Consider the following 12,509-nt stretch of genomic DNA (forward strand, 5'->3'; position numbering starts at 1 on the left):
AGATAATAAATTTAGTGAGTCTCGCGGACACGAGGAGATATAAGCAAACGCTGTGCCATAAATGAAAAAAGGTGAGCAGTCAGTGGCCTGGACGCGCTGTATCGCGCTTCGTTATGTGATGGGTGGCTCAGTTTGGAAACAGGACAAAAGAAAGGTGTTGCAATATTGCACCCCTTTGGTGCTTTCAGCCTCAAAGGAGTGCATCAATACAGAACAATCCGATAAATCTGCGCAAAAAAGGTGCAATTCACCCTTCTGCTTGTGCGGGGATGCTCGCCGCGAGTTCATCACCCGCCTGCTGTAGCTGATACATCTGCCAGTAACGACCCTGTTGAGCCAGCAACTGTGCATGCGTGCCACGCTCGGCAACCTGACCACGGTGCAATACCAGAATCTGATCCGCTTCGGTGATGGTAGAAAGGCGGTGTGCAATCACCACCAGCGTGCTGTGCTGGCGTAGTGCACGCAGCGCATGCTGAATCGCCTGCTCGGTGCCGGAATCGATATTGGCGGTCGCTTCGTCAAGAATCAAAATCTGTGGCAGCGAAACCAGCACCCGCGCCAGCGCCAGTAACTGTTTTTGCCCGACCGACAAATTGTTGCCCTGCTCGCCCAATCGCGTGTGGATGCCCTCCGACATCGAGCGAGCCAGCGGCGCGAGCTGCACCTTTTCCAGTGCCTGCCACACCTGCTCTTCCGGGATATCACGCCCGAGCCGCACGTTGGCTAACAAGGTATCTGCCAGCACCACCGGATCTTGCTGCACCATAGCGACACTTTGGCGTAACGCTTCATGCGACAACTGCGGTAAGGGACGACCATCCAGCTCGATGCTACCGCGTGTCACCGGGTAATATCCCATCAGTAAATTCGCCAGCGTACTTTTGCCACTGCCTGTATGCCCCACCAGCGCCACAAACCCACGCGCCGGAACCTCCAGACTAATGTGGCTCAGCACATCCCGATCATCGCGGTAGGCAAAACTGACATCGTGCAAGGTAATACGCCCTGAGGCCAACGGCTGGTTATCGCCACCGTAGCCCTGCTGTGTGGCATCCATCAGTTCAAAAATACGCTCGCCGGAAACCACCGCCTGTTGCAGCATCGATTGCTGCGTGGTGAGCTCTATCAACGGTTCATTCAGGCGTCCCAGATAGGTGATAAAGGCGTACAGCACGCCGACCTCAAACACCCCGGGCGTGGCAAAGCTGAACAGCATCAGCAGCCCACAGAGGATCATCGCCGAAAACAGACTCAACAGCGGACGCAACAAGAAACCGTCCAGTCGCAGAGTTTCCATGCGCGCCAGATAGTGTGAGCGGCTGGCCTCGCCCATGCGTTCACCAAAGCGCGCCTGCTGGCGAAACTGCTGGATCACGCTCATGCCGTTGATCACTTCATTGAAACCATTATTGATATCCGCCAGATAGCTACGCACACGACGTGCAATCGGCGTGCTGTAACGCTGATAAATCAGCATCACCGTGAGTACCAGCGGGAAGATGACAATCGCCACCAGCGCCATGCGCCAGTCGAGCGAGAACATTGCCACCAGCATCGCGCCAATCAGTGCCGCACTGCGCAGCACGGTGGCTACCACCGTGACGTAGAGATCTTTAATCACTTCAGTATCGTTGGTGACGCGCGAGATAATCTGCCCCACCGGCTGGGTATCAAAGGCGCTAAGCGGCTGACGCAGTGCCGCGTTCATCACGTCGACGCGCAACTGCTGTACCACACCAATCGCCGCGCGATTAAACAGCAGCGCCTGGAAATAGTGCAAACCCGCAGCCAGCAGTTGCAGCAAAATAAAGCACACCAGCAGCCCGATGGCGATGCCCCAGGGCATCTGGTATTTCGCCACCAAATTATCTATAAAGTAGCTCACCAGCACCGGGCCGGTGACTTCCGCCGCCGCCGCGATCCAGAGCATGCCAACCGCCAGCCACAGCGATTTGCGCCAGGGTTTGCCGTATGACAGCAGGCGTTTCAGGGTTGGCCACAAACGTTGCGATTTAGCCATGATTCGCCTCCTCTGTGGCTTCGTCTTCATCCAGCGCCGCTTCGAGTTGCTGATAGCGGTACATATCGCGATACCATCCCTCTTTCGCTAGCAGGCTGTCATGATCGCCGCGCTGAGTCACCGCACCTTGTTGCAGCACCAGAATTTCACTGGCCTCGGTCAACGCCGATAAACGATGCGCACTGATGATCAATGTGCGGCCTTTGCCCCACTGCCGCAGGTTGTGCAGGATTTCATGCTCTGTGCGACCGTCCACCGCGGATAGTGCATCGTCGAGGATCAGGATTTCCGCATTCAGCAACAGCGCGCGGGCAATGGCTATACGCTGTTTTTGACCGCCGGAAAGCATCACACCGCGCTCACCCACTTCGGTGTCATAGCCCTGCGGCAGACGCAGAATGTCATCGTGTACACAGGCCATGCGCGCCACACGCTCAATTTCTTCCTGAGACGCATTCGGACGCCCCAGTGCCAGGTTATTGGCCACGGTATCGGAGAACAAAAATGGCGTCTGGCTCACCACCGCCAGCCGACTGCGCCAGCTATCAAGTCGCAGCTGCGTGAGCGGCAGGTTATGGTAGCGAATGTCACCCTGGTCGATGTCGAAATGACGTTGAATCAGACTTAACAGCGTGCTTTTACCACAGCCGGTTGGACCGCACAGCCCCAACATTTGCCCCGGTTTCAGTTGAAAATTAACATGGCTCAGCGCCGCGCCTGCGTTGGCGGGATAATGGAATTCACGAATGGCGACCTGTAAATCACCAGCGTCGGCGGGCAGGACTTTCTGTCCATCCTCCACCGCCGGCGCTTCCGCCAACAGCGCGCGAATGCGACTCCATGCCGCGCTCCCACGTTCAACGATATTGATCATCCATGCCAGCGCCAGCATCGGCCAAATCATCAGCCCGAGATACATAACGAAGCTGGTGAGCTGACCCAGCGTCAAACTACCGTGCCACACCATCCAGCCACCACCGGCAATCGCCAACAGGTTAGAGAAACCCACGGCGATATAGATGATGGGATCAAAGCGTGCATCAACCCGCGCTACATGCAGGTTCTTTTTACCCGTATCGCGGGCAATGTCTGCAAACTGCTGCGATTGATGATCCTCCAGGCCAAAGGCTTTGATCATCCGAATGCTGGTGAGGCTCTCCTGTGTTTGGTCGTTCAGGCTGGAGAACGCGGCCTGGGCCACTTTGAAGCGCTGGTGCAGACGAGAACCATCTTTCTGAATGGCAATCGCCATCAGCGGCATCGGGATCAGCGCCAGCAGCGTCAGCTCCCAGCTGATTTGCACGCTCATCACCACCAGCACCACTAAGCCCATCACCAGCGAATCCACTAGCGTCAGGACGCCCTCACCGGCGGCAAACACCACGCGATCGACATCATTGGTGGCGCGTGCAATCAAATCACCAGTGCGATGGCGCAAGTAGAACGCCGGATGCTGGCGACTCAGCTGGCGATAGAAATCTTCGCGTAGTTCAACCGCGAGCTGGTAGGACGCACCGAACAGCAGCACGCGCCAGACATAGCGCAGCAGATAGACGATGACCGCCGTCACCAGCATCACGCCGATCCACATGAAAATTTTGCCGCTGCTTAAAGTGTGTTGCGTCACGCCATCAACAATCACGCCGACCACATGCGGCGGCAGCAGTTGCAATAACGCAATCACAATCAGCAAGCTGACGGCACCCAGATATCGCCGCCACTCGCGCAGGAAATACCAACTTAATTGGCTGAATAATCGCACAAGACGCTCTCTTTCTGTGCCCGTTCAGGGCGCTACCGGCAACGCGGTGGTGTATTTAATCTCTTCCATGGCGAAACTGGAGGTCACATCAATCAGGCCTGGCACGCCATTCACCAGACGTTTATAAAATGCATCGTAACTTTTCATATCGGCCACCTGGATGCGCAGCAGATAATCGTACTCTCCGGCCATGCGATAGAATGCCATCACTTCAGGCATCTGCTGTACCACGGCAACAAATTGCTGAAACCAGTCGCTGCTGTGCTGTTGTGTTTTGACAAACATGAAAGCGGTGAGAGAAAGGCCCATCTTCTCCCCATCCAGCAAAGCCACGCGCGCACGAATAATGCCATCATCTTCCAGCTTTTTCAGGCGTTTCCAGCACGGCGTGGTAGTGAGATTCACCGCATCCGCCAAGGCCTGCAGTGATAACGTGCAATCCTGTTGCAGTATCGCCAGCAAAGTGCGGTCAGTTTTATCTAGCATTCGGCGCTCCGGGAGAAAATTTTTCTCTTATTCAGGCATTATACCCGGATTAAAGCAACCTTATTTTCCTGCCAGTGCCTTACACTGTGCACAATAATGATTACGGATTCGTCACATGCAAACGCCCTGGGTTCGCCACGCCATCAATGAAATTAACGCCGATTTTCAACGCTCTGCGGATACGCATCTTATTCGCTTTGCGCTGGAGGATTTTCCGGGCATCCGCTTTTACCTCAAAGATGAAAGCACCCATCCGAGTGGCAGCCTGAAGCATCGCCTGGCGCGGTCGCTGTTCCTGTATGGGTTGGCCAATGGCTGGATCCGCGAAAATACGCCTATCATTGAGGCGTCATCCGGTAGCACGGCGGTGTCAGAAGCCTATTTTGCGCGTTTGTTGGGTCTGCCATTTATTGCCGTGATGCCCGCCAGCACGGCGAAACGCAAAATTGAAATGATCCGTTTTTACGGCGGCGAGTGCCATTTCGTTGCCGATCCTTGTCAGCTATATAGCGAATCGGAACGTCTGGCGCGTGAACTCAACGGTCATTTTATGGATCAGTTCACCTATGCCGAGCGCGCGACTGACTGGCGCGGCAACAACAACATCGCAGAAAGTATTTTCCGTCAGATGGCGCATGAGCCTTTCCCGGTGCCGCATACCGTGGTGATGAGCGCGGGAACCGGCGGGACTTCGGCCACACTGGGCCGCTATATCCGTTATCAGGGGCACGATACGCGTCTGCTGGTGGTGGATCCGCAGCACTCCGTGTTCTTTGATTTCTGGCATAGTCGTGACAGCGCGCTGCGCAGCGATCGCGGCAGCATGATTGAAGGCATCGGACGTCCGCGTGTGGAGCCGTCGTTTTTACCGGATGTGATCGACGAAATGATCAAAGTACCCGATGGCGCGACAGTGGCTGCGATGCTTCATCTGGAGAAAATTCTGGGTCGTCGCCCTGGCGCTTCAACCGGCACCAACTTCTGGGGCATGCTGCAGGTGGCGAAACGCATGCGGAAAAATGGCGAGCAAGGTTCGCTGGTGACACTACTGTGCGACAGTGGTGAGCGTTATCCGGACACCTATTACAACCCGGAGTGGGTCGCGCAGCATATCGGGGATATTCAGCCGTGGCTGCGTGAGATGCAATAAAAAACCGGACATCCTGTCCGGTTCACTGTAAGCCTCAGCATTCGGGGGAATAATCGAGGTGTGGTGTGCTCATCCAGTGATTTAAGTAATGAGACACCGCCTGTGTCTCGCAATGTCCAATAATGGGCAAATGCGGCAGCGACGATTTCAATTGATGCATGGCGTTGCCCATGATGAACCCGCTGCCAACGCGCTCCAGCATTTCGCGATCATTCATCGCATCACCAAACGCCATACAATCCGCCATTGATAGCGACAGATGCTGGCACAGATGCGCCAGCGCCGCGCCTTTGTGGCAGTCCAGCGGCAGAACTTCCAGACAATCCCATGCGGAAAAACAGATATTGGCGCGCTCGCCCAGGGCTTGCTGCAACTCTACTTTTAACGCCTGCAGCATCTCATGCGGCGCAATAAAGCAAATTTTGGTCACCTCATGCGCCGACATCTGACGCAAATCGCGCAGCTGATAATGGAAGCCGCTCATCACGTGTGCTTCCAATGCTCCCAGCAACGGTTTATCGGTGAACCAGCCCTCATCGTTGAAGATATGAATCGATGTCGGCGTTTGCCAATGCGTGTGGATCACCTCTTCGGCTACAGAAGAGGACAGATCACAGCCAAACAGCTGCTGACCTTCCAGATCGTGAATGCGTGTGCCATTGCCGGTGATCAACCAGGCCGGCAGGGTGAGCTGTTCACGTACCACCTGCACATCCATCAGATGGCGGCCCGTGGCAAAGGCAATGGTGATATCGCGCTGATGCAAGGCATGCAGGGTGTCGATGGTTTCATTCCCTAACCGATGCGTCGGCAGTAACAACGTGCCATCCATATCAAATGCCGCGAGGCGAGCCATGCAATGTCTCCTGTCTGAGTGAGGAATCTACTATCGCCTGGTAATTACGGAACTAATAGTGAATACTTTCAAGAAACTGTTCCGGGTTTAGCCATGCGCCAACTTCATCGGGTTAATCAATTTCAGCGCCTGTGGCAACTCAGCCAGGGCGAGCCTCTGCGTTTGAGCGTAGCCTCCATGGCACAACACTGTTTTTGCAGTGAGCGCCATGTACGTACCTTATTACGCCAGTGGCAGGATGCAGGCTGGCTGCACTGGCGCGGCGAGTCCGGCCGGGGAAAACAAGGCGAACTGACATTTCTGATCTCACCTGAACAACTTCGCCAACAGCTGCTAACCCAGCAACTGGAAGCGGGCGAAGCGATACAAGCGTTGCAGGTATTGGATCTTCATCCTGAGCGGCTGGTGAAAATGCTGAGACCGCTGATGGGCGGCCAATGGCAGAATCAGGCACCGGTACTGCGTATTCCCTATTATCGCGCGATGGAGCCGCTGCGGCCGCTGCGTCTGACCGGAAGAGCTGAGCAGCACCTGGTGCGGCAGATTTTCTCTGGCCTGACGCGCTTTAATGGCGACGATGTAGAAGGCGATCTTGCGCATCACTGGCAACATGATGGCAGCGGCTGTGACTGGTATTTCTGGTTACGACCTCAGCTCAGCTGGCACAACGATGAGCCAATTCAAGCTGCGCAGCTGGTTGCTCAGTTACAGCAGATTATGCAAACCGTGCGCGGCAGCCGCCTGCTGGCCTCTATCGAACGCATCGAGGCGCCACATCCGCTGGCTCTGCGTATTCAATTGCGTCAGAGCGACTACTGGCTGCCGCAGCGTCTGGCACATCAATACTGCCTGCTGCCACATCCTGATGCAGTGGATATAGGCAGTGGCCCCTGGAAGCTGACCCATTTCACCGATGAGCTGGTTCGCCTGGAAAGTCATGCCCGCTGGCATCTGCAACGACCGCTGATTCAGCTGGTGGAATACTGGATTACTCCACAGCTGTTTGCCCATGGTCTCGGCACCAGCTGTCGCCACCCGGTGCAAATCGCCATTGGTGATCCTGACGAGCTGGACGCATTGCGCCCGGTCGATCACAGCATCAGCCTCGGCTTCTGTTATCTGGCACCGCGCATTTCCGCCAGTTTCACTGCTGCTCAGGCAACAACACTGATTGCATTAATACAACACAGTGGCGTGATTCAGCAGTTACCGTTGGATGAAGGCTTGATTACCGCGAGCAAGGAGTTGCTGCCCGGTTGGCCCGTTCCCTCTGCCGGGATGACCACCGTCGAGCTGCCCGAAAAACTCACACTGCACTACCATCTTCCTATCGAACTGCATGTGATGGCGCAGGCGCTGGTGCCTTTGCTGGCCCATCAGGGCTGCGAATTAACCTGCGTTTTTCATGATGTGAAAAACTGGCGTGACGATATCGACCTGAGCGATGCCGATGTGGTGATGGGTGACCGGTTAATTGGCGATGCGCCGCTGTTTACCCTGGTGAACTGGCTGGAGAACGATCCCGTATGGACTCCCTTACGTGCCCCGGTACTACAAGCGCCACTCATCGCTATCGCCCATCAGCCCGACCCAGAGCAACGCGCAGCATTAACACAGCAATTGTTCCAGCAGCTGATGGGTGACGGACATCTGTTGCCGCTGTTTAACTATCGCTATCAGGTGTTTGCCCCGCCCGGCGTTGAAGGCATCCAGCTCAATACATTGGGCTGGTTTGATTTCACCCGCGCCTGGATTCCACCGCCCGCAACCGCAGGGGCTGTTCAGCCCGCGCCCGAGCCAGTACCATAGACGCACTGATTTTTGGGGAAATTGAGATGAAACGAGCCGTTGTCGTATTCAGTGGCGGACAAGATTCCACCACCTGCTTGATTCAGGCACTGCAGCAGTATGGTGAAGTGCACTGTGTCACCTTCGATTATGGTCAGCGCCATCGCGAAGAGATTGAAGTCGCGGCAGAACTGGCGCACAAACTGGGGGCGCGTGCACACAAAGTATTGGATGTGACGCTGCTCAATGAGCTGGCAGTCAGCAGCCTGACGCGCGATAACATTCCAGTACCCACTTACGATCCTGACGCCAGCGGGTTGCCAAGCACTTTTGTGCCGGGCCGCAATATTCTGTTCCTGACCTTAGCCTCTATCTACGCCTATCAGGTGGAAGCCGAGGCGGTGATTACCGGTGTCTGCGAAACAGATTTCTCCGGTTACCCTGATTGCCGCGATGAGTTCGTTAAAGCGCTCAACAATGCCGTGAGTCTCGGTATGGCGCGCAACGTTCGCTTCGAAACGCCACTGATGTGGCTGAATAAAGCGGAAACCTGGGCGCTGGCCGATTACTGGCAGCAGTTGCCACTGGTGCGGGCGGAAACCCTGACCTGTTATAACGGCGTGAAAGGCGATGGCTGTGGTGAATGCGCGGCTTGCCATCTGCGTGCGCGCGGGTTGGCGGATTATCAGGCTAATGCTTCAGCCGTCATGGCAGCGATGAAACAAAAAAGCGGCCTTAACTGATTGCGCTAAATCGGTGGCTCGCAGTGATTGCGCGGCCTGGCTGGTTGGGAGAGTTTAGCTGATTCGCTAGCAGGAAATAATTGAGCTGCTTCGCTAGCAGGAACTGATTGAGCGTCTTCGTTCGCTGCAACTCATTGGGCTACTTAACTAGCTAGAACTTATTAAGCGGCTTCGCTGGCTGGAACTTATTAAGCGGTTTAGCTGGCTGGCGTTTCTGACGCCAGCTCGCTCCGCTGTTAATGGCTTTCTACCATCAATGCCGACAAACGGTCGCGCAGCTCCCCTTCCATCGGTACCGCTTTTTGCGTACGCAAATCGATGCAGACGAAAGTTAACGCGGCGTCTGCCACCACGGTGTTATCACCCGCCAGCAGCACGCGCTGCGAAATAATGCCGCTTTTGCCATTCAACTGTGACACTTCGCTCTCAATATGTAATACGTCGCCCAGCACCGCCGGACGACGATAGTTAATATTGATATTGACCACCACAAACGCCAGCTTCTGATCCATCAGCCAGTGAAAAGCATCGACATCCTCCAGCCATTGCCAGCGCGCCTCTTCCAGAAATTCGAGATAGCGTGCGTTGTTCACATGCTGATAAACGTCCAGATGATAGCCGCGTACTTTGATGGTGGTTTGCATTGTTGCTCCTGTTCAGACTGTGAATACTAACTGGTATGACCTGTTGAGCATAGCACAGCCTGATTGGGTGCTTTATCAATCCTTCAAAGTCGCGACCCGCCTCACAGTTTCAGGCGATCGCTGTTACGTTCGACCAGCGCATTGCCGATGCCCGGTATTTCCTTAAGCTGATCGATGGCGGTAAACGGACCATATTGCTTGCGGTAACTGACAATCGCCTGAGCTTTCTTCAGGCCGATGCCGTTCATTGCGGCTGCGAGCTGTTCAGCGCTGGCTTGATTGATGCTGACCTGTCCCTCTTGCGGCGAGGATACTTGCGTCGCCTGCGTTTCGCTGGGGCTTTCGGCCGCGGACAGTCCGGTGGTATAGAGTGCGCCACCCAGCGCCAGCGTGATACATAGAGCGCGAAAAGTTGATTTCACCATGCTGTGTTTCTCCTTGTGTTTGACAGCCACAGCAGAGTGTCACAGCGTGTTTTCAGGCTCAAAAGGGCAATTCCAGAAATGGAAAAGGCCGCAGAAGCGGCCTTTGAGTGTTGCAGCGGATTCACATTTTTTGTGAGGCTTACTGGTTTTGTGCAGCCGCGCCGTATTTGATTTTCGCGTCTTTGCGCAGGTTTTCCAGCAGCGCTTCAAACGCAATCTGTGCGTTATTCTGCGTCACGCCTTTCACCATCTCATCAATCTGCGCCTGCGGCATATTACCCGGGCTGACTTTATCCAGTGCGACCAGCACCACGTTGCCCTGCATATCTTCGCTCACGCCCCAGGACGGTTTGTTGTCCGCGGGTTGTGGCAAGTTAAAGGCAGACTGCGCAACCGGATCTTGTGCATTACGATCAAAGGATTTGCTGGCGCTCAGGGTCAAGCCTGCCGCTTTCAGCGCATCTTCTTTACCGGCTTTCAGATCAACCAGCAGCTTATCGGCCTGCGCTTTAGCCTGCTGTGTGGCTTTGTCATGCTTCAGCGTGTCGGCAATCTGCGCTTTCACCTGGTCCAGCGGTTTCACGGCTTCAGGCTTGTGCTCACTGATGCGCAGCACGAATGCACGATCGCCATCGACGCTGATGATGTCAGAGTTATTACCCGGCGCACCGTTTTGGCCCACCAGTCCACCGTTGAAGATCGCCTGCTTGACCTGATCGAAATCGAGTTCAGCCGGAACATTATCACGCGTGATCCAGCCGGTTTCCGTGACTTTCAGACCGGAAGCCTGTGCAGCACCCGCCAGCGACTCGTTGTCATTGCTGGCCGCTTCACTGACTTTCTGCTGCAGCTTGTAAAAGGCGTCGACTGCTTTTTCCTGCTTCACCTTGTCAGCAACGGCGTCATGGATCTCAGCCAGCGGCTTAATCTGCTCGGCCTGGATATCATCCAGACGCACCACCAGGAAACCGACTGAAGATTTGATCACGCCAGACAGTTGGCCTTTCTGCGTCAGGTTGGCATTTTTCAGCTCATCCGGCGTGGTACCCGGCTCCAGCCAACCCATATCGCCGCCTTTGCGTGCCGAAATTGGGTCAATGGATTTGCTTTTTGCCAGCGTAGCGAAGTCTTCACCCTTCTTCAGCGCTTCCAGAACGGCATTGGCATCCGCTTCAGTTTTGGTCTGAATCACGCTGTAGCGATTGCGCTGCGGCTGTGAGTAGTCAGCTTTGTGTTGATCGAACCAACTCTGAATGTCCGCTTCGCTCACGGTTTCCTGCATGCTGGCAGCATCCATTTTGATGTAGCTGACGCGGAACTGCTCAGGTGCCATGAAGCTGTTCTGATGCTGCTGGTAATACTGATTGATCTCATCATCACTGGCCGTTTGTTTCGCTGCCAGCGCGTTAACATCAATCACCGCCTGACGAATTTCACGCTGCTGCGAGACCAGGTCTACCAGCTTGCTGGTTTCACCTTTCAGCATGAAATCGGTATTAGCGATCGCATTGATCAACTGCTGAGTGGCCAACTGCTTACGCAGCGCCGCCGCGTACTGATCCGGCGTAAAGCCCATCTGATTGATTAAGCCGTTGTATTTCGCGTTATCAAACTTGCCGTTAGTCTGGAAAGCTTTTTGATTGAAGATCGCCTGCTTGATCTGATCATCGCTAATGCCAATCTTCAGATCTTTGATGTATTGATCAAGCAACGCCTGATCAATCAACTGAGACAGCGCCTGCTGACGCATCTGCTGCATGTAACCTTCGTTGCTGGCCAGCTGCGAGAATTGATCGCCCAGCATCTGCTGCTGACGATTACGCTCGTTGTTAAAGCCCTGCTCAAGCTCTGCACGGCTAATCTCATGGCCATTAACTTTGGCGGCATAATCGCTGCCACCGCCGATCAGGTAGTTGCCCACCCCGGTCAGTACGAAAGACAGGATGATCAATCCCAGAATGATCTTGAGCACGACATGATTCGACGCCGCGCGTAAATTGTCCATCATGGTATGACAACACTCCGCTGTAGTGTGAATGTAAAGCTCTGACACGATGTCATCATCGTGCAACTGCTGTTCAGGCTGGCAGTTGGCAACCATGCGGAGACAATAGCCTGTGGCCATCGCCGCGCATCAAGAATAAAAAAGGCACATCAAAAATGATGTGCCCGTATGTTACATGAGAACGGCTTTTTCGTCCTCAATCCATAGAAGAAAATGCTTCAATGGATGTGTCAGCGGTCATTAATTGACTGAGTCTTTCAGTGCTTTACCTGCACGGAAGCCCGGAACTTTACCAGCCGGGATGGTGATCTCTTTACCGGTTTGCGGGTTACGGCCTGTACGAGCAGCACGCTCACGTACAGAGAAAGTACCGAAACCAACCAGTGCCACTTCATCACCGCCTTTCAGCGCGTCAGAAACGGAGCCCATGAATGCATCTAACACACGTCCCGCTGCTGCTTTAGAAATGTCAGCGTCTGCAGCAATTTTGTCGATCAACTGTGACTTATTCACTCTATTCATCCCCTCTTTTATTATTCACATCGCACCCGCGCTTCCCGCCCGGTGCGAACGCGCAGCCAGTTATATCAAGCCTGTGGAGCTGAAACAACGGTATTCATCTTAATC

At 54.6% G+C, this 12,509-nt stretch carries 11 protein-coding genes; 3 read left to right on the plus strand and 8 right to left on the minus strand.

Going from position 1 to position 12,509, the window contains the following annotated elements; translation table 11 throughout:
- Nucleotides 1-247: 247 nt before the first annotated feature.
- The 3 genes from QMZ65_RS09525 to QMZ65_RS09535 are packed head-to-tail and all read right to left on the minus strand — an operon-like array spanning nucleotide 248 to nucleotide 4,271.
- Entirely contained in the window at nucleotides 248-2,023 is a 1,776-nt protein-coding gene (locus QMZ65_RS09525) for a SmdB family multidrug efflux ABC transporter permease/ATP-binding protein (RefSeq protein ID WP_283215900.1), read from the minus strand.
- Nucleotides 2,016-3,785 carry a SmdA family multidrug ABC transporter permease/ATP-binding protein gene (locus QMZ65_RS09530; protein WP_211728044.1) on the minus strand — a complete coding sequence of 590 codons (1,770 nt, stop codon included), beginning with the start codon at nucleotides 3,783-3,785 and terminating at the stop codon, nucleotides 2,016-2,018. The genes QMZ65_RS09525 and QMZ65_RS09530 overlap by 8 nt, the downstream gene beginning before the upstream one ends.
- A gap of 24 nt (nucleotides 3,786-3,809) precedes the next feature.
- On the minus strand, nucleotides 3,810-4,271 hold the full coding sequence (locus QMZ65_RS09535) for an Lrp/AsnC family transcriptional regulator (protein WP_034828126.1): 462 nt from the start codon (nucleotides 4,269-4,271) through the stop codon (nucleotides 3,810-3,812).
- A 115-nt stretch (nucleotides 4,272-4,386) separates the two neighbouring features.
- On the opposite strand from QMZ65_RS09535, the gene QMZ65_RS09540 reads away from it, so the two are divergent.
- A complete protein-coding gene (locus QMZ65_RS09540) occupies nucleotides 4,387-5,421 on the plus strand; it encodes a PLP-dependent cysteine synthase family protein (RefSeq protein WP_283215901.1) in 1,035 nt (344 codons plus the stop codon).
- Between the two features lie 34 nt (nucleotides 5,422-5,455).
- Here the strand turns inward: QMZ65_RS09540 and cof are convergent, their stop codons facing one another.
- Nucleotides 5,456-6,277, minus strand: coding sequence for an HMP-PP phosphatase (gene cof / locus QMZ65_RS09545; protein ID WP_283215902.1), 822 nt, complete (start codon nucleotides 6,275-6,277; stop codon nucleotides 5,456-5,458).
- A gap of 93 nt (nucleotides 6,278-6,370) precedes the next feature.
- Here cof and QMZ65_RS09550 point away from each other — a divergent pair, with 93 nt between their 5' ends.
- The gene (locus QMZ65_RS09550; RefSeq protein ID WP_283215903.1) at nucleotides 6,371-8,086 is read left to right on the plus strand and encodes an SgrR family transcriptional regulator; all 1,716 of its coding nucleotides are present in this window, start codon (nucleotides 6,371-6,373) and stop codon (nucleotides 8,084-8,086) included.
- Nucleotides 8,087-8,112: 26 nt separating this feature from the next.
- A complete protein-coding gene (gene queC / locus QMZ65_RS09555) occupies nucleotides 8,113-8,808 on the plus strand; it encodes a 7-cyano-7-deazaguanine synthase QueC (RefSeq protein WP_283215904.1) in 696 nt (231 codons plus the stop codon).
- A gap of 236 nt (nucleotides 8,809-9,044) precedes the next feature.
- Here the strand turns inward: queC and QMZ65_RS09560 are convergent, their stop codons facing one another.
- The 4 genes from QMZ65_RS09560 to hupB form a co-directional block, all read right to left on the minus strand.
- Nucleotides 9,045-9,452 carry an acyl-CoA thioesterase gene (locus QMZ65_RS09560; RefSeq protein ID WP_058962233.1) on the minus strand — a complete coding sequence of 136 codons (408 nt, stop codon included), beginning with the start codon at nucleotides 9,450-9,452 and terminating at the stop codon, nucleotides 9,045-9,047.
- A 101-nt stretch (nucleotides 9,453-9,553) separates the two neighbouring features.
- Nucleotides 9,554-9,877, minus strand: coding sequence for a ComEA family DNA-binding protein (locus QMZ65_RS09565; RefSeq protein WP_283215905.1), 324 nt, complete (start codon nucleotides 9,875-9,877; stop codon nucleotides 9,554-9,556).
- A gap of 139 nt (nucleotides 9,878-10,016) precedes the next feature.
- Nucleotides 10,017-11,885, minus strand: coding sequence for a peptidylprolyl isomerase (ppiD, locus tag QMZ65_RS09570; protein WP_034828529.1), 1,869 nt, complete (start codon nucleotides 11,883-11,885; stop codon nucleotides 10,017-10,019).
- A gap of 237 nt (nucleotides 11,886-12,122) precedes the next feature.
- A complete protein-coding gene (gene hupB / locus QMZ65_RS09575) occupies nucleotides 12,123-12,395 on the minus strand; it encodes a nucleoid-associated protein HU-beta (protein WP_034828113.1) in 273 nt (90 codons plus the stop codon).
- Between the last annotated feature and the right edge of the window lie 114 nt (nucleotides 12,396-12,509).

The sequence above is a fragment of the Pantoea sp. EABMAA-21 genome (assembly GCF_030053335.1).
Classification (GTDB): Bacteria; Pseudomonadota; Gammaproteobacteria; order Enterobacterales; family Enterobacteriaceae; genus Pantoea; species Pantoea communis.

Coding starts and splice junctions, on each gene's coding strand:
- QMZ65_RS09560 (WP_058962233.1), bottom strand. CDS start 9,452: ATGCAAACCACCATCAAAGTACGCGGCTATCATCTGGACGTTTATCAG.
- QMZ65_RS09540 (WP_283215901.1), top strand. CDS start 4,387: ATGCAAACGCCCTGGGTTCGCCACGCCATCAATGAAATTAACGCCGAT.
- ppiD (WP_034828529.1), bottom strand. CDS start 11,885: ATGATGGACAATTTACGCGCGGCGTCGAATCATGTCGTGCTCAAGATC.
- cof (WP_283215902.1), bottom strand. CDS start 6,277: ATGGCTCGCCTCGCGGCATTTGATATGGATGGCACGTTGTTACTGCCG.
- QMZ65_RS09550 (WP_283215903.1), top strand. CDS start 6,371: ATGCGCCAACTTCATCGGGTTAATCAATTTCAGCGCCTGTGGCAACTC.
- QMZ65_RS09535 (WP_034828126.1), bottom strand. CDS start 4,271: ATGCTAGATAAAACTGACCGCACTTTGCTGGCGATACTGCAACAGGAT.
- QMZ65_RS09525 (WP_283215900.1), bottom strand. CDS start 2,023: ATGGCTAAATCGCAACGTTTGTGGCCAACCCTGAAACGCCTGCTGTCA.
- QMZ65_RS09565 (WP_283215905.1), bottom strand. CDS start 9,877: ATGGTGAAATCAACTTTTCGCGCTCTATGTATCACGCTGGCGCTGGGT.
- queC (WP_283215904.1), top strand. CDS start 8,113: ATGAAACGAGCCGTTGTCGTATTCAGTGGCGGACAAGATTCCACCACC.